Annotated in this window: 18 protein-coding genes; 6 read left to right on the top strand and 12 right to left on the bottom strand. The window is 70.7% G+C overall.

Annotated elements, in window-relative coordinates; translation table 11 throughout:
* Positions 1-23: 23 nt before the first annotated feature.
* From G3I71_RS30760 to G3I71_RS30750, 3 genes are all read right to left on the bottom strand, one after another.
* Positions 24-2,561 (bottom strand): S1 RNA-binding domain-containing protein, encoded by a 2,538-nt coding sequence (locus tag G3I71_RS30760; protein ID WP_164319669.1) that lies wholly within the window; start codon positions 2,559-2,561, stop codon positions 24-26.
* Complete coding sequence (locus G3I71_RS30755; RefSeq protein WP_164319667.1) at positions 2,554-3,606, bottom strand: hypothetical protein; 1,053 nt, start codon at positions 3,604-3,606, stop codon at positions 2,554-2,556. The genes G3I71_RS30760 and G3I71_RS30755 overlap by 8 nt, the downstream gene beginning before the upstream one ends.
* 95 nt (positions 3,607-3,701) lie before the next feature.
* Positions 3,702-5,162, bottom strand: coding sequence for a hypothetical protein (locus tag G3I71_RS30750; RefSeq protein WP_164319665.1), 1,461 nt, complete (start codon positions 5,160-5,162; stop codon positions 3,702-3,704).
* Between the two features lie 27 nt (positions 5,163-5,189).
* Between G3I71_RS30750 and G3I71_RS30745 the strand changes: the two genes are divergently transcribed.
* Positions 5,190-7,043 carry a hypothetical protein gene (locus tag G3I71_RS30745; protein ID WP_164319663.1) on the top strand — a complete coding sequence of 618 codons (1,854 nt, stop codon included), beginning with the start codon at positions 5,190-5,192 and terminating at the stop codon, positions 7,041-7,043.
* On the opposite strand, the gene G3I71_RS30740 is transcribed toward G3I71_RS30745, so the two are convergent.
* From G3I71_RS30740 to G3I71_RS30720, 5 genes are all read right to left on the bottom strand, one after another.
* Positions 6,989-8,146 (bottom strand): XdhC/CoxI family protein, encoded by a 1,158-nt coding sequence (locus tag G3I71_RS30740; protein WP_164319661.1) that lies wholly within the window; start codon positions 8,144-8,146, stop codon positions 6,989-6,991. The genes G3I71_RS30745 and G3I71_RS30740 overlap by 55 nt on opposite strands.
* A 55-nt stretch (positions 8,147-8,201) precedes the next feature.
* Positions 8,202-9,647 carry an NCS2 family permease gene (locus tag G3I71_RS30735; RefSeq protein ID WP_164319659.1) on the bottom strand — a complete coding sequence of 482 codons (1,446 nt, stop codon included), beginning with the start codon at positions 9,645-9,647 and terminating at the stop codon, positions 8,202-8,204.
* 262 nt (positions 9,648-9,909) lie between these two features.
* The gene (locus G3I71_RS30730) at positions 9,910-12,309 is read right to left on the bottom strand and encodes a xanthine dehydrogenase family protein molybdopterin-binding subunit (RefSeq protein ID WP_164319657.1); all 2,400 of its coding nucleotides are present in this window, start codon (positions 12,307-12,309) and stop codon (positions 9,910-9,912) included.
* Between the two features lies 1 nt (position 12,310).
* Positions 12,311-12,898 carry a (2Fe-2S)-binding protein gene (locus G3I71_RS30725; protein ID WP_164319655.1) on the bottom strand — a complete coding sequence of 196 codons (588 nt, stop codon included), beginning with the start codon at positions 12,896-12,898 and terminating at the stop codon, positions 12,311-12,313.
* Positions 12,898-13,797 carry a xanthine dehydrogenase family protein subunit M gene (locus G3I71_RS30720; RefSeq protein WP_164319653.1) on the bottom strand — a complete coding sequence of 300 codons (900 nt, stop codon included), beginning with the start codon at positions 13,795-13,797 and terminating at the stop codon, positions 12,898-12,900. The genes G3I71_RS30725 and G3I71_RS30720 overlap by 1 nt, the downstream gene beginning before the upstream one ends.
* A gap of 317 nt (positions 13,798-14,114) precedes the next feature.
* On the opposite strand from G3I71_RS30720, the gene G3I71_RS30715 reads away from it, so the two are divergent.
* Positions 14,115-15,803 (top strand): PucR family transcriptional regulator, encoded by a 1,689-nt coding sequence (locus tag G3I71_RS30715; RefSeq protein ID WP_164319651.1) that lies wholly within the window; start codon positions 14,115-14,117, stop codon positions 15,801-15,803.
* A 387-nt stretch (positions 15,804-16,190) separates the two neighbouring features.
* A complete protein-coding gene (locus G3I71_RS30710; protein WP_164319649.1) occupies positions 16,191-16,964 on the top strand; it encodes a hypothetical protein in 774 nt (257 codons plus the stop codon).
* Positions 16,965-17,085: 121 nt separating this feature from the next.
* Here the strand turns inward: G3I71_RS30710 and G3I71_RS30705 are convergent, their stop codons facing one another.
* A complete protein-coding gene (locus G3I71_RS30705) occupies positions 17,086-17,973 on the bottom strand; it encodes a GntR family transcriptional regulator (RefSeq protein ID WP_343243120.1) in 888 nt (295 codons plus the stop codon).
* A gap of 260 nt (positions 17,974-18,233) precedes the next feature.
* Here G3I71_RS30705 and G3I71_RS30700 point away from each other — a divergent pair, with 260 nt between their 5' ends.
* Entirely contained in the window at positions 18,234-19,082 is an 849-nt protein-coding gene (locus G3I71_RS30700; RefSeq protein WP_164319645.1) for a (2Fe-2S)-binding protein, read from the top strand.
* Between the two features lie 332 nt (positions 19,083-19,414).
* On the top strand, positions 19,415-20,461 hold the full coding sequence (locus G3I71_RS30695) for a DUF2637 domain-containing protein (RefSeq protein ID WP_164319643.1): 1,047 nt from the start codon (positions 19,415-19,417) through the stop codon (positions 20,459-20,461).
* Positions 20,462-20,524: 63 nt separating this feature from the next.
* Here the strand turns inward: G3I71_RS30695 and G3I71_RS30690 are convergent, their stop codons facing one another.
* From G3I71_RS30690 to G3I71_RS30680, 3 genes are all read right to left on the bottom strand, one after another.
* A complete protein-coding gene (locus tag G3I71_RS30690) occupies positions 20,525-20,899 on the bottom strand; it encodes an ATP-binding protein (protein WP_164319802.1) in 375 nt (124 codons plus the stop codon).
* A 469-nt stretch (positions 20,900-21,368) separates the two neighbouring features.
* Positions 21,369-21,887, bottom strand: coding sequence for a hypothetical protein (locus G3I71_RS30685; RefSeq protein ID WP_164319641.1), 519 nt, complete (start codon positions 21,885-21,887; stop codon positions 21,369-21,371).
* 101 nt (positions 21,888-21,988) lie between these two features.
* Complete coding sequence (locus tag G3I71_RS30680) at positions 21,989-22,663, bottom strand: hypothetical protein (protein WP_164319639.1); 675 nt, start codon at positions 22,661-22,663, stop codon at positions 21,989-21,991.
* Between the two features lie 258 nt (positions 22,664-22,921).
* Here G3I71_RS30680 and G3I71_RS30675 point away from each other — a divergent pair, with 258 nt between their 5' ends.
* A complete protein-coding gene (locus G3I71_RS30675; protein ID WP_164319637.1) occupies positions 22,922-24,148 on the top strand; it encodes a transcriptional regulator in 1,227 nt (408 codons plus the stop codon).
* Positions 24,149-24,155 lie beyond the last annotated feature (7 nt).

The raw sequence follows: 24,155 nt of genomic DNA, 5'->3' as shown, positions 1-24,155 counted from the left end.
GTCGGCACGGGTTCGCGCGTGAGTCAGTCTGGGGCGCGTCGCCGCCGGTGGAGGACGCTCCGCTGGTGCTGTTCGAAGAGCGAGCGCGCGATGCCGCCTGGGCTGCCGTACTGAACTTCGGTTGCTCCGCCGTACAATTCCGGATCAAAATCGGCGGCTAGCGGGTCGGCACCGAGGGCCTCGTCCGCCTGCCGGGACGAGAGCTCGACCCGGCACCGGTCTGCGTCGATCGCAACGATCCTGACGAAGATCTCTTCGTCAGGCCTGGCGGTGGGCACGCCTACGAGTAGCTGGTCATCGGCCAACTCCTCGATCCGTACCAGCCCTACGACGCCGGCCGCCACCCGGACGAAGACCCCCGACTGGTCGACCCTGATGACACTGCCCCGTACGATCCGCCCTGGACTGTGGGTCTCCATGAAACGGTGCCAGGGCATCGCCCGGTCGTCGAGGAGTACGACGAACGCCACGCCCCTCCTCCGGTTGACCGCAGCGACCCGGACAGTCACCACTTCACCGGCCTGGAGGAGGACCGGCCCGAAGTCGGTGGGGTCGAGGAAGCCCAGGAAGCTCCCCAGGTCCACCTCGACGTCCTCCGGCCGGACGCGCAGCACCATACCCGTGCGCACATGTCCCACCTGCACATGGGCCAGCCACTCCTCGGGCCCCAGGACATCCGCCTCCGCGAGCCAGGCCCGGCGGGAGAGGACGAGGGAACCGGAAGGAGGGATCCACGCCTTGGCATCCAGGATCCGTCCCACGTATTGGTGGAGGTCTTGGATCGGCTCCATCTCGATGTCCGCCATCGGCAGGAACGCGATCTCGTCCGCGACCTCTACCGCGAGACCTCCGTCAACGACACCGACGACCAGGCCGGAGACCGTCGCCCCGTCCGACGACAGGTCGGCGGACTCCGCGAGGGCGCGGCGATGGGCGGCCTGCTCGAGCAGTGGTTCCCTCATGGAGAGAAGCAGCCGGCCCCCGTCACCCCGCTCGCGGCCGATGACGACAGCCTCCGCCACGAACCCGGCCCGCCCGAGTTCGCCGAGGTACCCAATGACGCCGATGGGCAGTTCGCCGACGGGGACGAAGCCCTGGTGGGTGTCGCCGACCTCGAGCTCCACCTCGTGCTGGTCGACCCGGGACACGATGCATCGGACGAGGGAGCCGAGGGCGACGCCTTCGGTTCTCGGCGCGTCCTCCACCACAGGGCCGTGGAACGTCCCCGACTGGATCAAGGCCGTCCCGTCCCTCGGCGTCGGCGGCTGGCCGACCGCGCTCACCGCGTCCCGAAACGATCGGTATGTCTCCCCGTCCTCCCGCCAGTCCGCCCGCGAGTCCACCAGCGTCCGCACCAGTGTCGTACCGCCGAAGTCGCGTCCGCTCTCGTCGCCCATGGCCATCCGGCGGCAGGTAGCGGCCGAGGCGCTCACCAAGCGGGTCACGGGGTGCCACGCGCCCAGTAACTCGCTGAACTGCTCGGCTCGTTCGGCGAGGTCGTCGGCGGTGCGCTGCGCCTTGCCGGGCTCGGGCAGCGCGCGTACGGCCTCCACCTGGGCCGCGACCAGGTTGGTCAGGGTGCCCACGGTACGCGGGTGCGCTGGGCCCAGTCGGACCTCAAGGCGCTGCGCCGTCGCACCGAGCAGCCGCACGGCTCGGTCCATCCGAGCGGGCGACCGCACGGCGCGGGCGGCCTCGATCTGAACGGCGGCCAGGTCCGCCTGGACGGCGAGCGCCTTGGGGTGGTCCGCGCCAAGCAGGGTGGCAAGCCGCTGGGAGGCCACCTCGACGACCTTCACCACGGTCTCCAGGCATTCGGTGTCTCCGGCCTCGACGGCCGCCGCGGCCCGCACCATGGCGAAACTCACGACGGTCAGGAACGCGCGCGGATCCGAGGAGTCGAGGCTGTCGAGCATGCGGCCCGTGCGGTCCGCGAGGGCGGACAGGGCGCGAGCGGGGTGGTTACCGTACTGCGTCGCGAAGCCGAGAAGTTGATGCTCGACGGCGTCCAGGACGGTGTGCAGCGTCTGCAGCGCCGGGGCGTCAGGCTCGGGCAACCGGTCGAGCAGCGCGCGTGCGGCAAGCGCGTGATCGACGGCGGATTCGACGTCGCCCAGCCCCAGTTCGACGGCGGCCAGGTTGACGTGTGTGGTCGCCGCAGCGGGCGAGAGGCGGGGAGCGCAGTACAACTGCACGCAGTCGAGCACCACGCGGGCGTCCGCCTGTTGTCCGAGGGAGATGCCCAGGACACCAAGGCAGTTGACGAACGGCTCGCCCTGTTCGCCCCAGTCGGGTTCGGGTACGCCGCGGGCGAGGAGTCGCTCGGACAGGAGCCGGAACATCCGCTCCGCTTCCTGGCGCAGGCCCAGTTCGAGCAGCAGTCGGCCAAGACGCACTCCCGCCGCGCCCGCTCCCGGGCCCCACCTCTCGTCGGCCAGGCAGCCCTCCACGCTCACGTCGAGAAACCGCATCAGGTTGGCCACGCGTTCGAACCGTGTGCCATCGAGGTCGCGCAGGGCGTCCTCGGCACATCGGACGGCCTCGTCCAGGGAGTCAACCATGCATTTCCTCCCCCTTGGCTGCTCGCACCACTTCGTCGAGCAAGGCGATCTGATGGGGCGGCAGGTCCCGCGGGTCGACGATGCCGGCCGCCGCCCAGTCCTGGAGCTTGCGCAGCCCGAACTCCACGACGTCGGCCACCGCTTCCACTTTGGCCCGCCGGGATCCGCTGGTCGGCGCGTCGGGCGGCCAGGGCCGCTGTGACACGTCCGGTGGCTCGGGCGCCCCTGTAGGACCCGGCGGTTCGGCCGATTCGATCGGGCCGGGCCGTCGCGCCGGACCGGTCGACGTCGGCACCCCGTGCAGCTGGGCCGGATCGACCGACTCAGGCAGTTCGCACTGGCCGACCGGCACGGGCAGCCCGGATGGCAGGGGCTGCAGGAGCCGTAGGCACGGCTCCTGCGCGGGTCCTTCGGGCACTCCCTCCCTGAGCAACCCCAGCATGCGGTGCGGGTTGAGCGCGTCGAAGGCGTCGATGACGCCGCCGATGTCCCCGGCCGCGAGCGAGTCTCGCCGGTCGCCCCGCAGACCTCGCGCGCACTCGGTTTCCAGGAGGACGCCCAGCACCGCGTCCTCCATGCCGGATCCACGTCGCTCGACGGGCCCACCCGCGTAGAAGTCGGCCCCGATCATCTGAAGGGGGCCCACGGTGAGTTCGAGGACCGACAGCGCGCGGTCCGCGCCGGCGCGGCGGCAGTCGGGCAGAACGCCGTCCACCGTGCCCCTGAGCGGCGGGTGGTGGGGGCCGGGCCGGTAGGGGGCCCACCAGGAGTCCCCTTTGACGGCACGGTCGGCCTGTGGCGTCGGATAGTCGGCACGCGCCGGCGCGATCACGTGGATCAGTGCGAGCCCCACGTCCTCGACGATCTCGTCCACGACGCCGCCGAGCCCAAGGCCTCCCGCGGTCGTCAGCTCCACCTCGCCGCCCAGGGCCAGTTCCCGCACGCAGCCGACCAGGGTCACCACGAAGTGCCGCGTGACGAAGAACCCGGCGCCACGCAGAAGGCCGTCCCGGGCGATGGCCACCCAGTATTCCTCGCGCCCCATCGACTCCCTCTGGTCCGTCGCTTCCCGGCGCCGCACGGCATCCCTGCCTGTCACTCCCGGCGGCCCTGAGGCAGCGTACAGTCACGGACGCCTCCTCACCCGCGTCCCAGAACACGCCGGGCCCCGGCGATCACCGCGGTGGCCAGCACCCAGCCGGACACCACGAGCACGACCGCTACCGCCTTGTCGACGCCCACGGGATCCCAGTTCCCCCGATATCCCAGACTCGCGACGGGGATCAGGAGATCCAGGCTGTACAGCACGGGATCCCAGGCCCGTTGGCCGTTTCCGCCGACCGGGCGCGGCTGGTGGTGGGCGAACCACAGGGACCCCGCGGCCGCGAGGGACAGCAGCCACACCAGGGCCCGGCGCGGCGCATATCCGTAGCCGAACAGCATGTCCTGGACCACGCCCCACGCACGGCCGGTGAGACGGTCGTGGCGGCGCAGCTGCCGTTCGCGGGCGTGGCGCACGGTGCGTGCCGCGCGTTCGTCACCGCCGGATTCGTACGCTTTCGCCAGTTGCTCGAACGAGCTGGCCCCGATATGTGCGTCGCGGGTGATCCAGCCGATGCGCGAGCGCACGTCGACCTGCTGGGCGGACTCGAGGCGCTTGTAGGTGAAGCCCTCCAGGAAGAGTTCACCGGCGGCCGGCCAAGTCTCCGCGGAGTCGACGAGGACGTCGACCGTGGCGTCCTGCAGCACCACCGGCCCGGCCGGCGGTTCACGCAGGTCGAGTCTGAGTCGCGGCACGCGCAACCGGCTCAGCAGCAGCGAGCCCGCGGGCCCGGTCAGGACACTGTCGTGAAAGGTCACCACACCTCCGATGTCGGCTGCCCGCAGCAGCACCTGGCCGGTGCTGCGGAAGCCCCAGTCCGCGTAGAAGCCTCCGCTGCAGACGAGTCCGGTTGCATCTATGCCCCCCACCTCGGCGGCATGGAGATTGACGGCATACGTGACACGTGCGTCCCTCAGATAGAGGGACCCGGACGCCTTCAGACCGCGGGCGTGCACCGAGCCACCCACACTCAGGCGGGGCGCGAGGAGGGACCACGCTCCGCCGTCGGCCACCGTCAACTGCTCGACGACGAGGTTCCCCCCTATCTGCGCGTCGGCCAGCTGCACGACGCCTGCGGTTGAACCCTCCTGGATACGGCGCGGGGCACGTGCGCCGCCGGTCTCCCCGGGGCCGAACAGCGGCTGGCGCTCGTCACCTCCGGCCCCCAACCGTGCACCGGACAGCCGGAGTTCACCGTCCAGCACGATGCTGTCGGCGCCCAGGGACGGCAACGTCGAACCAGACAGGTCCAGAGCGGGTACCACGAGTCGCGTCAGTTCGACGTGTTCCTCGAAGACACAGTCGACGAGCGCGACAGCACCGTCGAGCCGACAGTGACTCAGGTCGAGGACGCCCGTGACACAGAGTCCCTCGTAACGGATTGCGGACCCCGTGCCGGGCTCGGGGGCGGTGATCGCAGCGCGCAGTGCAGCCGCGTCGACCGTGCCGGAGAGTCCGGTGCCGCGTCGTGCACGCCAACTCCCGCTGCGGCGAACCATGATGATCCCCTCTCGTTCCTGCCCTGCATGCCGCGCTCGGACCGCGCCTCGCTCTGGCAATCGGTTGCGGTGGCATCCGTACATACTGACCTCATGGAGCATTCCCCTGCCGATTTCCCCGTCGTGTTCGGCGACGAGACCGTGGATGCGGCGCTCGCCGAGTGGCTCGACACGAACCACATGGAACTGTCCGTGCCGGAGCCCCTGGACACCGGCGGCAGCGGGGGGAAACTCGTATCGGCCTTCGTGCGTTACCCGGACGCCGAGCGGGCCGGAGGCTGGAGGATCATCAAACTGGTCTCGCCGTCGCGCGAGGCTGACCCTGAGCCACGCAATCACAAGTCGGCGCTGCTGAGCCGCGTCCCGGCCAACAGCGAGTTCATTGACCGGCATCTGGTGGGGCTGGCTGAGAAACCATGGCGTCTGGGTGACTCCTGGCTGATGTTCCAACTCCCCGCCGGGGACGGGAAGGAGGAGATGGAGACACTCGCCGGAGCGGGCCTCCCGCGGCGGCTGCCCGGGCTCGCGGGTGAGATCGTCAAGGGAGTACTCGGCGGATGGAATCCGGATGATCCGGCGATGAGCGCGATACCGGCGGCGAAGTTCGTCAGGGATCTCCTCGGTAGACGTCTCGACACCGATGCCCCGCTGTACGAGTGGGTCCGCGAGCGCCTCGGGCCCGAGGCGGAGAGACTCCAGTGGTTCAGAACAGCAGACCACAATCGCCCTCTACCCAATCCCCTTTCCCTCACAGCCAGTTGCCCGCTGAGCGAATGCTCGGTCAACGCCGCGTACGGCCGTGCCCACGGCGACCTGCACCCGGGCAACATCATGATCCCGGTCCGGGAGAACGCTCCGGCCGAGGACTTCACACTCATCGACCTGTCCCGGTTCCATGAGCGCGCGCTGCTGGCTCGCGACCCCGTTCATCTCCTGCTGTGCCTGGCCGCCGACACCTATCTGCCCCACATGTCAGACTTTGCCCGGGCTGAACTGCTCACCGGGCTGATCGGATCCGACTGCGACGGCCCGCTCATTCCCCAAGGGCTGGCCGACGCGGCGGGCGCCGTGAGCCAGGCGATGGTCGGCTGGGGCGCGAGCCGTCACATCAATCGAGACTGGGGGCGCCAGCGGTATCTGAGCCTCCAGGCCTGCGCGTTGATGTTCACCGCGCGCGAGCACTACTCGGACCGTGACCGCTGGTGGTTCTTTTGTCTTGCGGCGGAGGCATGTGGAGCCTACCTGGACGCGATGAAGATCGCCCGGCCCAGCCACGCGCCGCTTCTGACGCCGCGGCCTGCTGGCACAGCCGCGGCTGTGCCAGCGGCTCACTCGAACGAGCCGGTGAATGCTGCGGCAACCGCTGCACCTTCTCACCGGACGACCGTCCCTCACCAACCGAGCACCACGTCCGAGACACCGGAGACAGCCGACGGCGACCCGCTCCTGCATCTGCTGGACGAGATCTGGTACACGTTCGAACGCCCCCTGGAGCAACTGGCACCAGCAGGTGCACTCGAGGTCAAGCCTGAGCAGATGCAGTCCATCAGGGCGCGAGCTCTCGGGTTCAGAACAGCTCTCGGAAGGCTACGGCCGACCGAGACCACCCGGAGCGGAGTGGACGAAATCCTCCGGTTGCTGCGCGCGGTGGCGGACAAGGCGAACGATGTGCGGAACTTTCTGAGACCGTTGGCGACTTTGAGCATGATGCTTCCACAGCACCCTGCGAATCAAGGGCTCCAGGGCCTCGTGAACGCTTTGGGCGATCTGTTGGGCGAAGTCCGCTCCACATCGTTCCTTTTGTCCCAACCGGCCTCTGGGCCACCTCAGGCCACCGACCCGATCCGCCCCGCCGGTTCGGACGCTGAGGTGACGTGGTGATGGATCGGCGTGTGCGCCCCGGTCAGCGAAACCCCGCTCCCGCCACGCCTGTTGGCGACGATCTCCGACGCGATGGACAACGCGGTCTCCTCGGGAGTACGAGCCCCGAGGTCCAGCCCGATCGGTGACCTGAGCCGCGCCAACTCCAGCTCGGTGACGCCGACTTCACGCAACCGCTCGTTGCGGTCGAGGTGGGTCCGGCGGGAGCCCATCGCGCCGACGTACGCCACCGGCAGCCGCAGCGCGAGCCGGAGCAGGGGTACGTCGAACTTGGCGTCGTGGGTGAGGACGCAGAGGACCGTACGGGCGTCCACGGCCGTCCGCTCCAGGTACCGGTGCGGCCAGTCGACGACGATCTCGTCGGCCTCGGGGAATCGGGCGGGTGTCGTGAAGACCGGGCGGGCGTCGCACACCGTCACGTGGTAGCCGAGGAACTTGCCCATGCGCACCAGCGCCGACGCGAAGTCGATCGCGCCGAACACGATCATGCGGGGCGGCGGTACCGATGACTCGACCAGGACCGAGATCGGCGCTCCGCAACGAGAGCCCCGCTCTCCGATCTCCAGGGTGCCGGTGCGGCCCGCGTCGAGACAGGCGCGCGCCTCGGCGGCCACCGTGCGGTCCAGCTCCGGGTGGGCGCCGAAGCCGCCCTCGTACGAGCCGTCCGGGCCGACGAGCAGGGCGCGGCCCAGCAGCTCTCCCGGGCCGGAGACGATCCGCGCCACGGCCGCGGCCTCCCCGCTCGCGGCGGCGGCCAGAGCCGAGGCGAACACCTCACGGACGGGATCCGACACCCGTACCGGCGTCACCAGGATGTCGATGACGCCGCCGCAGGTCAGGCCCACGGCGAAGGCGTCGTCGTCGCTGAAGCCGAAGCGTTCGAGGACCGACTCGCCGTCCGCCAGGGCCTGTTGGCACAGCTCGTACACCGCGCCCTCCACACAGCCGCCGGAGACCGAGCCGATCGCCGTGCCGTCGGTGTCCACCGCGAGGGCGGCACCGGGCTGGCGGGGGCCACTGCCGCTCACGTCCACCACGGTGGCCACGGCGAAGTCACGGCCCTGCTCGACCCACCGGTGCAGTTCTTCGGCGATGTCCAGCATCTCGGTCTCCTCAACAACGGTTGTACGGAAAGGCTTGCGGGGCTCGGCTGCTCGGCTAGTGCACGCCCAGCCAGCCCTCAAGGGGATGGAGGGCGAAATAGACGAAGAAGATGCCTGTCAGAGCCCACATAAATGCGCCGATCTCCTGCGCCCTGCCCTGCGCGGCCTTGATGGCGACGTACGAGATCACGCCGGCCGCGACGCCCGCCGTGATCGAGTACGTGAACGGCATGATCACGACGGTCAGGAAGACGGGGACGGCGGTGGCGCGGTCGGCCCAGTCGACGTGCCGGGCGTTCGACATCATCATCGCGCCGATCACCACCAGGGCAGCCGCCGCGACCTCTCCGGGCACGATCGCCGTCAGCGGGGTGAAGAACAGACAGGCCGCGAAGAACAGGCCGGTGACGACGGAGGACAGGCCCGTACGGGCGCCCTCCCCCACACCCGTCGCCGACTCCACGAACACCGTCTGGCCGGACGCGCCGGCGACACCGCCGATCGCCCCGCCCGCGCCGTCGATGAACAGCGCCTTGGACAGGCCCGGCATCCGGCCCTTGTCGTCGGCGAGCCCGGCCTCCGTACCGACGCCGATGATCGTCGCCATCGCGTCGAAGAAGCCGACGAGGACGAGGGTGAACACGATCATGCCGACCGTCATCGCGCCGACCTCCCCCCAGCCGCCGAACTCGACGTCCCCGAGGAGCGAGAAGTCCGGCATCGACACCGCGCTGCCATGCAACTCCGGTGCTCCGCTCGCCCATTGCTTCGGGTCGATCACACCCGCCGCGTTGAGCACGACGGCAAGGACGGTACCGCTGACGATGCCGATGAGGATCGCGCCGGGGGTGCCGCGTGCCTGGAGCATGACGATCAGGAGGAGGGTCGCGGCGAACAACAGCACGGGCCAGCCCGCGAGTTCGCCGTTCGGGCCCAGAGAGAGGGGAGTTGCCGCGCCTTGGTGGACGAAGCCGGCCTTCACCAGGCCGATCAGTGCGACGAACAGGCCGATGCCCATGGTGATCGCGTGCTTCAGTGCCAGCGGGATCGCGTTCATGATCATCTCGCGTAGGCCGGTGACGACCAGCAGCATGATGACCACCCCGTACAGCACGCACATACCCATCGCCTGCGGCCAGGTCATGACGGGCGCCACCTGCGAGGACAGGACGCCCGACACGGACAGGCCGGCCGCGAGGGCGAGGGGGACCTTGCCCAGGAAGCCCATGAGGAGCGTGGTGACGGCTGCGGCGAGGGCGGTGGCGGTGATCAGCGCGTGCTGGCCGAGCGTGTTTCCGGCCGCGTCCTTGCCCGAGAGGATCAGCGGGTTGAGGAGCAGGATGTACGCCATCGCCATGAAGGTGGTGACGCCGCCGCGGATCTCCCGGGCGAGGGTGGAGTCGCGGTGGGTGATGTGGAAGTAGCGGTCGAGTGCGGAGCGGGTGGACCGGACGTCCTTGTCCGCCTCGGTGGTCCTGGGCTGTACCGACTGCTGGGTCATGGTGCCGTCTCCCAAGGTTCATAGGGGGTTGGGAAGGTGCACGACCCGGGGGACGGCCCGAGGCGAACGGGGGGGTACTTGTGGGGGTTCGTTGTCGGGTGCGGGCCCGGTGGGGGCTGGTCGCGCAGTTCCCCGCGCCCCTAAAGACACAGACCCGGCCCTGCGGGCCTGAAAGCACGGGGCGCGGCCCCTGCTTTTCAGGGGCGCGGGGAACTGCGCGAGAAGCCCCACCGGACCCGCACCCGACAACGCACCGAACCGACTACGCCGTACCCGTCAGGTGCTCCGGCCGTACCGGAGTCTTCGTCAGCTCCAGGCCCGTCGCGTTCCGGATCGCCGCCAGAACGGCCGGAGTCGACGACAGGGTGGGGGCCTCGCCGACGCCTCGGAGCCCGTACGGGGCGTGCTCGTCGGCGAGTTCGAGGACGTCGACCGGGATGGTCGGGGTGTCGAGGATGGTGGGGATCAGGTAGTCCGTGAAGGACGGGTTCCTCACCTTGGCCGTCTTGGGGTCGACGATGATCTCCTCCATCACCGCGATGCCCAGGCCCTGGGTCGTGCCGCCCTGGATCTGGCCGACGACCGACAGCGGGTTGAGCGCCTTGCCGACGTCCTGCGCGCAGGCCAGTTCGATGACCTTGACCAGGCCCAGTTCGGTGTCGACCTCGACGACCGCCCGGTGCGCGGCGAACGAGTACTGGACGTGTCCGAAACCCTGGCCGGTGCGGAGGTCGAAGGGTTCGGTCGGCCGGTGCCGCCACTCCGCCTCGACCTCGACGGACTCCTCGCCCAGGACGTCCACCAGGTCGGCGAGGACCTCGCCGGCGTCCGTGACGACCTTGCCGCCCTCCAGCAGCAGCTCGGCCGTGGCCCAGGCGGGGTGGTAGGAACCGAACTTGCGGCGCCCCACCTCCAGGACCTTCTCCCGGACCAGCTCGCACGAGTTCTTGACGGCGCCGCCGGTGACGTACGTCTGCCGGGAGGCCGAGGTCGAACCGGCCGAGCCCACCTGGGTGTCGGCCGGGTGGATCGTCACCTGGGTGACGCCCAGCTCGGTGCGGGCGATCTGGGCGTGGACGGTGACCCCGCCCTGGCCCACTTCCGCCATGGCCGTGTGGACCGTGGCCACCGGCTCGCCGCCGACAACCTCCATACGTACCCGGGCAGTCGAGTAGTCGTCGAAGCCCTCGGAGAAGCCGACGTTCTTGATGCCGACCGCGTAGCCGATACCGCGGACCACACCCTCGCCGTGGGTGGTGTTGGAGAGGCCGCCGGGCAGCTGGCGTACGTCCGCCGCCTCGCCCGCCGCCAGCCACTGCTGCTCCGGCGGGAGGGGCATCGCCTTGACGCGGCGCAGGAGTTCGGCGACCGGGGCCGGGGAGTCGACGGCCTGTCCGGTCGGCAGCAGCGAGCCCTGTTCCATGGCGTTGAGGCGGCGGAACTCGACCCGGTCCATGCCCACGGCGTCGGCGAGCTTGTCCATCTGCGCCTCGTAGGCGAAGCAGGCCTGGACCGCGCCGAAGCCGCGCATCGCGCCGCAGGGCGGGTTGTTGGTGTAGAGGGCGATGCAGTCGATGTCGACGTCGTCGATGACGTACGGGCCGGCGCCGAGCGAGGCCGCGTTGCCGACGACCGCCGGGGAGGCGGAGGCGTACGCGCCGCCGTCGAGGACGATCCGCGCCTTCAGGTGGGTCAGCTTGCCGTCCTTGGTGGCCCCGTGCTCGTAGGTGAGCTTCGCGGGGTGCCGGTGGACGTGGCCGAAGAAGGACTCGAAACGGTTGTAGACGATCTTCACCGGTTTGCCGGTGCGCAGGGCGAGGAGACAGGAGTGGATCTGCATGGACAGGTCCTCGCGCCCGCCGAACGCACCGCCGACACCGGACAGCGTCATCCGGATCTTGTCCTCGGGCAGGCCGAGCACGGGTGCGATCTGGCGCAGGTCGGAGTGCAGCCATTGGGTGGCGATGTAGAGGTCGACCCCGCCGTCCTCGGCGGGGACGGCCAACCCCGACTCCGGGCCCAGGAACGCCTGGTCCTGCATGCCGAAGGTGTATTCGCCGGTGACGATGAAGTCGGCGCGTGCACGGGCGGCCTCGACGTCGCCCCGGACGATCGGCTGGCGGTGGACGATGTTCGGGTGGTCGACGTGACCGACGTGGTGGTCGGTGCGGTTCTCGTGGAGGAGGATCGCGTCCGGCGCGGTCGCGGAGGCCTCGTCGGTGACGACCGGCAGTTCGCGGTACTCGACCTTGATCTTCGCTGCCGCGCGGCGCGCGGTCTCCGGGTGGTCGGCGGCGACGATGGCCACCGGTTCGCCGTGGTGGCGGACCTTGCCGTGGGCGAGGACGGGGGTGTCCTGGATCTCCAGGCCGTAGTTCCTCACGTCGGTCGGGAGGTCGTCGTACGTCATGACGGCGTGGACGCCGGGCAGCGCGAGGGCCTCGGCCGTGTCGATGGAGACGATCTCGGCGTGGGCGACCGGGGAGCGCAGGATCTGGCCCCAGAGCATGTCCTCGTGCCACATGTCGGACGAGTACGCGAACTCGCCGGTGACCTTGAGGGTGCCGTCGGGGCGGAGCGTGGACTCGCCGATGCCGCCCTTGGTCTTCGAGCCCTGGGTGACCTTGGTGGGGGTCCCGAGGGGAGTGTTCCTGCCGGGCATGTCAGACCGCCTCTCCCTGTCGGGCCGCAGCCAGCCGGACCGCGTCCATGATCTTCTCGTAGCCCGTGCAGCGGCACAGGTTGCCCGACAGTGCCTCGCGGATGTCCGCGTCGGTCGGGTTGGGGTTCTGCTCCAGCATCTCGTCGGCGGCGACCAGCAGACCGGGCGTACAGAACCCGCACTGGACGGCGCCGGCGTCGATGAACGCCTGCTGGATGGGGGCCAGTTCGGTGCCCTCACCGGTCTGGGAGTCGGTGGAACCCTTGGGCTGCCACTGTTTGGCCGCGTCAAGTGACGTACCGCAGGCGCCTGTTGCACAACTGGCGTGTTCCGTACGCTGTTTGACGTAGTCGGCGAGCCCTTCGACCGTGACGACCTCGCGCCCTTCCGCCTGGCCCGCCGCGACGAGACAGGAGCACACCGGCACACCGTCGAGGCGGACGGTGCAGGACCCGCACTCGCCCTGTTCACAGGCGTTCTTCGAGCCCGGCAGCCCGAGCCGCTCCCTCAGGACGTACAGCAGGGACTCGCCCTCCCACACGTCGTCCGCTTCCTGCGGACGGCCGTTGACCGTGAAATTGACGCGCATCAGGCGACACTCCCCTTCTGGTGGGTCCGGCCGTCCGTGCCGCGGTACGACTCCCAGGTCCACGTCAGCGTGCGCCGGGCCATCACACCCACCGCGTGGCGGCGGTAGCTGGCGGTGCCCCGGACGTCGTCGATGGGGTTGCAGGCGCCCGTGCACAGGGCGGCGAACTGCTTGGCGACCGACGGCGTGATGATCTTCCCGTTGTCCCAGAAGCCGCCCTCTTCGAGAGCCGCGGCAAGGAACTCCTCGGCGGCCTTGGCCCGGACGGGTGTCGGCGCCGCCGAACCGATCCCCGTACGCACGGTCCGCGTCTCGGGGTGCAGCGCGAGCCCGAAGGCGCAGACCGCGATGACCATGGCGTTGCGGGTGCCGACCTTGGAGTACTGCTGGGGCCCGTCCGCCTTGTTGATGTGGACGGCGCGGATCAGCTCGTCGGGGGCGAGCGCGTTGCGCTTCACGCCGGTGTAGAAGTCGTCGATCGGGATGAGCCGGGTCCCGCGTACCGACTCGGCCTCGACCTCCGCGCCCGCGGCGAGGAGCGCCGGGTGGGCGTCACCGGCCGGGGAGGCGGTGCCGAGGTTGCCGCCTACGCCGCCCCGGTTACGGATCTGCGGGGAGGCGACCGTGTGCGAGGCGAGGGCCAGGCCCGGCAGCTCGCCGCGCAGGTTCTCCATGATCCGGGTGTACGGGACCGAGGCGCCGAGCCGCACGCTCCGCTCGCCGGTCTCCCACTCGTAGAGATCTCCGATACGGGTCAGGTCGAGCAGGTACTCGGGCCGGCGGTGGTCGAAGTTGATCTCGACCATCACGTCGGTGCCGCCCGCGATCGGCACAGCGGTGGGGTGCTCGGCCTTCGCGGCGAGCGCCTCCCCCCAGCTGGCGGGGCGAAGGAAGTCCATGACCGGCTCTTTTCCTCTTCGTCGCGTGAGTCCTACCCGTGGGCAGGCAGTACCAGTGGGCAGTACCCGTGGATCGTCCCCGCGGGTCGTGCGAATGGCTCGTTCATGTGCTGTTCACGTGCGGTGTAGCCAGTACACAGGGCTGTACTCCGCCTGGGTCAGTCACGGAAACCATGAAGGAGTTGGCTGGCCAGGGCGATCGTCTTGTAGATTCGTATGAACAGAGGCCATCAGTAACCTCTCTGATTTTCCCTGGAAACAGTGATCGCCGCGCAGGCGGAAAAGCGCGGCTCGCAGACAGAACGGCGGCGACGAGAATGCGGCTGCGCGCACTGCTGGACACCGACGCGCTGGGCCTCACGCTGCTCGGCGGCGAGGACGAGCTGGACCGCACCGTACGCGGGGTGATGACCACCGACCTCAGGGACCCCAGCCGTTACCTCTCGGGCGGCGAGCTGGTGCTCACGGGCCTGGCCTGGCGCCGGGACCCGGCGGACTCCGAGGCGTTCGTACGGCTCGTGGCGGGGGCCGGGGTCGCGGCCCTGGCCGCCGGCGAGGCCGAACTGGGGGCCGTTCCGGACGACCTGGTCACGGCCTGTGCCCGGCACCGGCTGCCGCTGTTCGCGGTGCACGAGTCGGTCGCGTTCGCAACGATCACCGAGCACGTCGTCCGGCAGGTGTCCGGTGAGCGCGCCGGAGATCTGGCGGCGGTCGTGGAGCGGCACCGGCGGATGATGACCTCGGGTCCGGCGGGCGGCGGCCCCGACGTGGTCCTGGACCTGCTCGGCTCGGACCTCGACCTGGGCGCCTGGGTCCTCTCCCCCGCCGGACGGCTCATCGCGGGCTCGAAGGTCTCCGGCCCCGCCCCGGCCCCCGACGTGTGCGCGGCGCTGGCCGCCGAGCATCTGACGGCGGTCCGCACCGGGAGCCGACATGTGCTCAGCCCCCACCGGGTGGCGGTGGGCGGCACGACGTACTCCCTCTTCCCCGTGCGCGGCAACAGCCGTACCGCCGCGCCGGGCGGCTCGCGGGACGTACGCGAGACCCTGCTGTCCGACTGGCTGCTCGCCGTCGAGGCGGACGCCGGGGACTGGCCGGCGGAGCGGCTCGATCTGCTCCAGGGCGTCACGCAGCTGATCGCGGTCGAGCGCGACCGGCGAGACGCGGCACGCGTGGTGCGGCGGCGGCTCGCCCAGGAGGTCCTGGAACTGGTCCAGACGGGCGCCGTGCCCGCCGAGATCGCGGCCAGGCTGCGGGTCGCCGCGCCGGTCCTGCTGCCCGGTCTCGGCGCGGCCCCGCACTGGCAGGTCGTCGTGGCCCGCGTGGACTGGGCCGGCGGCGAGATCGAGGGCGGCCCGGTGGCCCAGGCGTTGCTGGAGGAAATTCTCGTCGACCCGCTCCTGACGGGTCCGGAGCACTCCGACCGGATCGCCGTGGCCCATACGGGGGACGAGGCGATCGCCCTCGTACCGCTGCCGGCGGTGTCGTCGGAGCACGACGGTTCGGAGGCGGGGATCCTGGCCGAGGAACTGCTCAGCGCCGTACGGGACCCGCTGTCGGCGGGTCTGGACGACGACGGGCGGCTCACCATCGGCGTCAGCGCGGCCGTGCACTCGGCGGAGGGGCTGCGTGGGGCGCTGGAGGAGGCACGGCACGCCCGCCGGGTGGCCGGGGCGCGGCCCGGCCGGGTGTGCGCGGCGGGCCACCACGAACTGGCCTCGCACGTGCTCCTGCTCCCGTTCGTCCCGGACGACGTCCGCCGCGCCTTCACGGCCCGTCTCCTCGACCCGCTGCGGGACTACGACCGGCGGCACCGGGCCGAGCTGATCCCGACGCTGGAGGCGTTCCTGGAGTCCGACGGCTCGTGGACGCGGTGCGCCGCGCGGCTCCACCTGCATGTCAACACGTTGCGGTACCGGGTGGGGCGGATCGAGCAGTTGACGGGCCGTGATCTGTCGCGGCTGGAGGACAAGCTGGACTTCTTCCTGGCCTTGCGGATGAGCTGAGGCCAGGGAGATGTGCGGTGCCAGACGTCCGGGGCGTGCGGCCTCGGCGCACGCCGGGTGGGACCGGTCGCGCGGCAACCCGGACACGCGTTCTTCCCCGACTTTGTGAATTCTTTCACCTACCCTCTTGGCCCGGCACCAGGATTCGTGCTGAGATGCCGCCACCACTCAACAGCTCGATGGCGTGCTGGGCCTGTTCTTCGGAGCAGGTCGGTGTAAAGGCGCGGTGCCTTGCGTCACCGGTGAGCGGGGCTTGGTGCGTGCAGCTGCAAGGCGGAGGAGGGAGTCGACGCGGAGCGTCGGCGACTGACGACAACGCCGCAGATGTGCGTGCCAAGCCCCGCGACCCCGAGCTGATCCGAAGGACAGGACCTTGGGGAGGGCAACGTGGCGTACACCGCCATGGCTGGTTCCGGAACGACCTCTGGGGACGATCCGCTCCAGACCGCGGTATGGCGGCTGCGCTCACGCGCCTGCTGGGCGGACGCGGCGGCGCTGCTCGACCCCAGCACGGCCGACGCCTCGCTCCAGCGGGCCGCGCTGCTCGTGGAGCGGTGCCTCTACACCGAGCAGGGGTGGGGAGAGGCCGAGGACGCGCTCCGTACGGCGGAGGCGGTGGCCCAGAGCGACGACGAGCGGGGCGCGGCGGCGTGTGAGCGCGGCCAACTGGCGTACGCGGCGACCCTGCTCGGGGTACGGGACCGGGCCGACGAGGCGCGGGCCGCGCTGGGGCGGGCGGCGGCGCTGATTCCGCCGGGGGCTTCGGGGCGGGCGGTGCTGGACTTCCGGCGGGGGCTGCTGGCCGAGAACCTGGCGCGTTCTCCGCAGGCGGCGCGGGCCGCGTACCGGCGGGCACACGCGGGGGCCACCGCGCACGCCGATCCGCTGCTGCTGTCCTTCACGTGGCGTCATCTGGCCGGACTCGCCCTCCGTGAGGGGGAGTTGGCGGAGGCGCGGCACGGGTTCAGTGAATCGCTGCGGATTCGGGAGGAGTTGGGGTATCTGGTCGGGACGGCGCCCGCGTTGGCGTCGCTCGCCGATGCGGAGTCCGAGCCGGAGGCCACCCGGCTGCGAGCGGAGGCGGGGCGGCTGTTCCGGTTGCTCGGGGGCGTACCGACCTGGCTGGCGCGGCAGTTGGCTCGGCCGGCGGCTTCGGCGTAGGTGCGTGGCGCCATCCGGGTGGGGTGGTTCGGTTGTGTGGCGAGTGCGGGTGCGCTGCGGCTTGTCGCACCCACGCCGCGGAGCCGCACATCAGATACAGCCCCGCGCCCCTGAGGTCGGGTCAGTGAGCGCCTGTCACATGGTCCCGTGTCAGTGATTGGACCAGCTGTACGTCTCTTGCGATCAGGGCGTCCAGCAGAGTGCCGTGGTCTGCCGCGTCCGCCATGAGGGCCGATCGGCTCGTGTCGGCCTTCGCGTCCACCAGGGGCCACTGGGCGCGGCGGTGCAGGTCGTCGGCGATCCGGACCAGTTGGGCGTTGCCGGCGAGGGACAGGACCGCCCGGTGGAAGGCCCGGTCGGTCTCCGCATAGGTGGCCCGGCAGCCGGTGGACGCCGCGTGGGCCGTCGCGTCGGCGAGGGGGCGCAGTTCTGTCAGGCGTTCGGCGGGCACCGTGCGGGCCAGGCGGACCAGTACCGGAAGTTCGATCAGGGCGCGGATCTCGGCCAGCTCGGCCAGTTCACGGGCGCCGCGTTCCACGACGCGGAAGCCCCGGTTGGGGACGACCTCGACGGCGCCCTCCATCGCGAGCTGCTGCATGGCCTCGCGGACGGGCGTCGCGGACACCCCGAAGCGGTCGCCCAGCGCGGGGGCCGAGTACACCTCGCCGGGTGCCAGCTCGCCCCCGACGAGCGCGGCGCGCAGCGCGTCGAGGATCTGGCCGCGTACGGAGGATCGCTGGACGACGGGACGCGCCTGTGCCGGGCGGGACTGTGCAGCATGAGGCACCGGGATCGGCTGCTCACTGTGCGTGTGCTCACCCCGGGCACCGTCGACCGGCGCACCCGTACCCGCGGTCCCGCGAGCCGTCGGGCCGCTCCCCCCTGGGCCCCACCCACGGTCCACGTCCGCGGCCGTGGCCTGCGGTGGAACGCGTACGGCACCCGGGTGTGAAGCCGGGGCCCTCGTCTCGGGCGAGCCGTGCGCGCCCTGTGGGCCGGCGTGCTGCACGGGGGCCTCCTTCGGGCTAGATGGCACCTTGACGGCACATGGGGTCATAGAGGCGGGTTGTTACTCGCCCGTCAAGCACCATAGGCGCACATTCCGTCAGTTCAAATCCCGATTCGAGTCCAGGTTCGGTTCCCGGCCGGATCCAGGCCGAATCTCAGCCGGATCCGGTGTTAAATCCCGGTCACATCACGGGCATCATGGGTAAGGTAAGCCTTACCTTTTATCTTCTGAGTGATCTATCGAGATGCGGTGGTCCCGACATGTCCGCTCCCGTACAGACCCGGTCCGCCGTCGCGGACTCGTACGACCGGCTCGCCGAGGCCTACCCGCACGCCACCGTCATCGAGCTGGGCCCCGGACAGGCGCATCCGCGCGATGCCGGCTGGGTCCGGGCAGCCGGACTCGCGGCCGGCGACGGCGACCTCGACACCTTCCTCGCCTGGGACGACGAGCAGGTGCTGCGGGACTACGGGGAGCGGGGCCGCCCGGACGTCGTCGCGAGTTTCGGGCTGCACCGGTACGCCTGGACCGCCTGCCTGCTGATCACGGTGCCCTGGTTCCTGCAGCGCCGGGTGCCCCGACTGCCCGTCGAGGACGTCTCCTACCACCGCGTCGACGGGCGTTTCGGCATCCGCACCGGCACGTTCGCCTGTCTGCCCGACGACCCGGCGGCGGCCCTGCCCGGCGCCCGGGTCGTCGGTGACGAGGAGGAACTGCGCGGGGAGGTGCGGGCGGCGCTCACCGAGCACCTGGAGCCCCTGCTCGGCGGTTTCGGACCGCGGATGCGACGGCGCGGCCGGGCCCTGTGGGGCGTGGTGACCGACGACGTCGTGGAGGGCCTGCACTACATAGGGCAGGTCGTCGGCGAAGCGGACCGCGCGCGGCGAGAGCTGGAGCTGCTGCTGCCGGGCTCCGGCTCCACCCGGCCGTTCGTCGGGTCGGCGGGCTTCCGGGACACGACCGGGCCGGACGGCACGGACCTGCCCACCCGCGACCGGGCGAGCTGCTGCTTCTTCTACACGATCCGCCCGGCCGAGATGTGCGACAACTGCCCGCGGACCTGCGACAACACCCGCGTGGCCAAGCTGACGGCCACCGCCGCGAGTTGAGGCATCCTCAGCAATCGACCCCCTCCCCGGACGGCGGGCACGGCGTGCCGTAGGATCGCCGCCGTAAGATCACGTTCGACTGGGGCTCCCCAACGTTACGGTCACTTCACAAGTTCCTCACTTGTCGCAGGAACTTTCCGTGGAACCACCCGTACGGGTAGTCTTATTCGAACTCAACTCCCGCCCCTCAAGCGGCAGTTCGAGCAGAATGTCGCCCTGAGCATCCCCTTGCACCTCCTTAGGCGGCCTCTTGCCCCGAAACCCCCTGAGGGCTGAGGGGATTGGGCCACTATGGCGGGCGTTACGCCCTATCCCAATGCAAGGGACCCCAGATGAGACTGACCGACATATCGCTTAACTGGCTGCTTCCGGGCGCCGTACTGCTCCTGGGCGTGCTGGCGGCGGTGGCGGTGCTGGCGCGCGGCAAGCGCTCCTCGGGGACGAAAGCGAGCCAGGACGACTCGTGGGAGCGCACCGAAGAGCGCCGCAGGCGCAAGGAAGCCATCTTCGCCTCCGCGTCCTACCTGCTCCTCTTCTGCAGTGCGGCGGTCGCCGCAGCGCTCTCGTTCCGCGGCCTCGTCGGCTTCGGTGAGGAGAACCTGAACCTCACCGACGGCTGGCAGTACCTCGTCCCGTTCGGTCTGGACGGAGCGGCGATGTTCTGCTCCGTGCTCGCGGTGCGCGAGGCCAGCCACGGTGACGCGGCCCTCGGCTCCCGGATACTGGTGTGGATGTTCGCGGCTGCGGCCGCCTGGTTCAACTGGGTGCACGCGCCTCGGGGCCTCGCCAACGCGGGCGCTCCGCAGTTCTTCGCCGGCATGTCCCTGTCCGCCGCGGTGCTCTTCGACCGCGCGCTGAAGCAGACCCGCCGGGCCGCCCTGCGCGAGCAGGGTCTGGTGCCGCGTCCGCTGCCGCAGATCCGTATGGTCCGCTGGGCGCGGGCGCCCCGTGAGACGTACAAGGCCTGGTCGCTGATGCTCCTGGAGGGTGTACGCAGCCTGGACGAAGCGGTCGACGAGGTGCGCGAGGACAAGCGCCAGAAGGAGCAGACGCGTCTTCGCCGGCGTGAGCAGGAGCGAGCCGAGCGCGCGCACCTCAAGGCGATCAGCCGGGGCCACCGCGGCCCGTTCGGCGGCGGTGGCGGCGGTGGCGGTCAGCAGGTCGAGGTGGAGCGGGCGCCCGCCCAGGTCACCTCGGAGCCTGCCATATCCGCTTCCGCGGAGCAGTTGCCTCTGCGCGCCCGTCCTTCCCTCCAGCCCGTTCGTGGCAGCACCGACTCGATCACTGTCGACCTCACGGCGGAGGACGACACGATGGCCCTGCCCCGCCTGGACTCCCTGGAGCGCAAGCTCCGGGACCTCGAGCAGCAGTACGGCTGAGCAACACCGCTGAACACGGGTTGAGCGCGAACCGAGCGCTACCGACATGGGGGCGTGGCCTGTTCAGGCCGCGCCCCCGTTCAGTTCGAACCAGACCGCCTTGCCCACGCCGTGCGCCCGCACTCCCCACGCGTCGGCGAGGGACTCCACCAGCACCAGGCCTCTGCCATGCGTGCTGTTGTTGGTCTCCGGTGCGCGCAGCCTCGGCCTGCGGCCCACGAAGTCCCGTACCTCCACGCGTAGTCCGCGCGGCGAGACCGTGGCCGTCAGCACCGCGTCGCGGTCGGTGTGGACCAGCGCGTTGGTGACCAGCTCGCTCGTGAGCAGTTCCGCAATCTCCGAGCTGCCGGGCCTCCCCCAGTGCCGCAACAGCTCACGCAGTGCCCTGCGGGCCTCCGGTACCTCCCGTAGATCCGAACAGCCCAGCCTGCGCCTCATTTGCGGCGCCTCCCCCCGGTGCACGCCGTCGTCATCGCCGATGGCGTTGCCGTCGTTGTTGCCGTCGTCGTAGTCGTTGTTGCCGTAGTTGTGGTCGTTCTCGGTCGTTTCCTCCGCTGTTTTCGCCGAGAAGGCCCCGATGACCACGGGACCGCCTCCTCGCGCCTGCCTCTTCATGACCCCCGCCCGCACTCCGGTTCGCTGTCCCCTCCTGATCGAACGCGTTCACGGGATCCATGCCCCCGACCTGAACACGGCAGTCATGTCGAATTCTCAACGACCGGTTGTACGGGGCTGGTTGGACCATTTCTGGCCGGATCAGGACGTCGGTCGCACCCGACGGACGCTGCTGGAGGGGCGTTTGGAGCGGGCGCTGCGGCAGTTCACGCGCCCGTCCAGTCGTGGACGGGCGCGTGAGGGCGGTGACTCGGCCGAACTGTCCAGTGCGGGCTGCCGATCCCGCCGTAGGTCACTTCCCGCCGATGCCCTTCGTGCCGATGTTGATGATCCGGTGGTCGCGGGTCATGTCGACGACCAGCTTGGTGGTAGTGGCGGTGCTTCCCGAGCCCCAGGTGAGTGTGATGCCGACCTCCGTGTAGTCGGCGGTGCCGTTGTCGGTGACCGTCCAGCGGACGGGGACGTTCTGGGCGCGCAGGACACCGTCCGCGTGGTTCTTCGCCTCCCAGGCGACCAGCTTCTTCAGGTAGGCGGGGTGGATGTAGTACTTGCGGAGTTCCGCCGCGAGCTTTCCGCCGTCGGCGGGACCGCTCTGGGCGTCGATGTAGGCGCCGTAGAAGTCGGCGATACGCGTCACGTTGTCCGACGGGCTGCCGGTCACCGTCCGGGGCGCCGAGGCGGCGGGCTTGGCCGGAGTCGCCTCGGCCGAGGCGGTCAGCCCCAGCGGAAGGGCGGTGACGGCCGCGATGCCGAGGGCGAGGGCGACGGCACGCCGGGCGGGCTTGCGCGACGAGATGGTGCGGCGGTTCATATCGGTGTTCTCCCCGTAAGTGATCAGTCGACGATCAGTTGAGCTGTTGGTCAGGTGAGCTGTTGAGCTGTTGGCCGGTGGAGCCGGCTCGGTACGGCCGGTCAGTAGAGCTTCTTGACGGCCGTGGTCGTCGTCTTCTTGAAGGCCGGCACCGGGGCGTCCCCGAAGTCGCCCAGCTGGCTCCAGTCCACGACCGTGACCGCGTGGCCGTCCCGGCCGACCGACAGCAGACGGATGTCGGTGGCGCCGAAGGAGGTCGTGGTGTGCAGTCCGTAGACGTGCGCGCCCTCCTCGACGGCGAGCGTGCCGTAGTCCTTGAACTCGGCCTCGACCTCGGGGTCGGACTGCTCGATCCGCGTCGCGCACGAGCGGATCTCCTTGTTGAGCCGTGTGGCCAGGGCCTTCGCCTTGGCGTCGTCGTTGACGACGATCGTGAGCTGGCGGGCGCTGGTGTCCAGGTCGGTACGGAACGCGCGGTAGCGGGAGTCGTAGCCGGGCAGCGCCGCGTCGAGGCAGAACCTCAGCTCGTCCGGCACCCCGTCCTTGACCCGGTCCGCAGTCCAGGCGGAGCTGGGGTGCGGCGGCAGTTCGGCTGCCGAGAGGAACTTCGGCGGGGTCGGGGCGCTCGCCTTCGCCGTGGCACCGGCCGGGGCCGCGAGGGCGAGTCCGGCCGCGGCCAGGGCCGTGAGTACGGACAGCGCCGTGAGCAGGCCGGCCCTGGTGGCCCGGGTGACGGTGGTGGTGGCGGTGGTGGCGTGTACATCGCGAGTGGGCATGGGTGTCCCCCGTGTCTGGGTGCACGACTGTGCACGGGTCTGCATGGCTGGGTGATGTCGGATGTCGCCGCGCCGGGTGGTCGGTCCGGCGGCGGTCGGTGCGACGTCCAAAGCATCGGCCGCCACCCGGGGCAACCGCAACCGCCGACACGCGATCCTCGACGGTGGAACCATCCCATCCCCTCTGACGTGCAGGTATATGGAGTGCCTGGGACGCCGTTCCGGGACACGAGGATCAGTTGAGGACGGGGGAAGGGTGTGTCGACGTACGACGACGTGGCGGAGTTCGCGGCGCTGCTGACGCGGCTGAAGGGGCGTACGGACCGCAGTTACGGCTCACTGGCCCGGCGCCTGGGCATGAACACCTCCACCCTGCACCGCTACTGCTCCGGCGACACGGTCCCGCTGGACTTCGCCCCGGTGGAGCGGTTCGCCGCGCTGTGCGGGGCGTCGCCGGAGGAACGCGTGGAACTGCACCGCCGGTGGATCCAGGCGGTGGCGGCACGACAACGGGCACGTACGCCCGCGGAGCCGGATGCATCCGCGCAACCGCCCGCTCCCATGGAACCGCGTACGCCCGCGAAACCGGACACGTTCGCCGATGCGGGTACGTCCTCCGATGCGGAGGACGGCGCCCCCGCGGAGCCCGCCGCCCCGGACGTGTCCGCTCCCGTCGGCCGTCCCGCTGCCCTGCGCCCCTGGTACCGCCACCGGCGGATCGCGGTCACCACGGCCGTGGCCGGGACACTCCTCGCCACACTGGGCACACTGGGCGCCCTGTCGGCCCTGTCCGCCGACCGCTCCCCGCCCAAGGCGTCCCCGACCCCCTCCTCGACGCCGGCCTCTGCCCCGGTCCCGGCCGAGGTCTCCCCCGCGCCGATCACCTGGACCGCGAACTCCCAGGCCTGGTTGCTCGGCTGCAGCCACGACTACGTCATCGGCAAGTCACCGGAGGAGGTCCCGCCGCCACCGGCCGCGCAGGACGCCGGTCCCTGGGCGGCGACCCAGCACGCGGTGCACGGAGGCGACACCAACGTCGAGATCTCGGTGCAGGGGCGGACCTCGACGGCCGTGGTCCTGGAGGCGCTCCGGGTCCGGGTGGTCGGGCGGAGCGCGCCCGCCGGGGGCACCGCGTACTCCATGGACCAGGGCTGCGGCGGCTCGATCACTCCCCGGTCCTTCTCCGTCGACCTCGACAAGGACCGGCCCATCGCCCGCTCGGCGCCCGGGAACGACGTGGGCACGCCGATCCCGGCAGTGCGCTTCCCCTACCGCGTGTCCGCCGAGGACCCGGAGGTGCTGCTGGTCACCGCCCGGACCGTGACCTGCGACTGCCGCTGGTACCTGGAGCTCGACTGGTCCTCCCAGGGCCGCACCGGCACCGTCCGCATCGACGACGCCGGCCGCCCGTTCAGGACCAGCGGCATCAAGGGGCTGCCCCGCTACTGGTACTCGATGCGCGAGTGGGTCCCGCGCACCGACTGAGCGACTC

Origin of the sequence: Streptomyces sp. SID12501, from assembly GCF_010550245.1 — a bacterium.
Taxonomy (GTDB): Bacteria; Actinomycetota; Actinomycetes; order Streptomycetales; family Streptomycetaceae; genus Streptomyces.
Note: the sequence above shows the minus strand (reverse complement) of the source record. Positions and strands in the feature narration are given on the sequence as shown.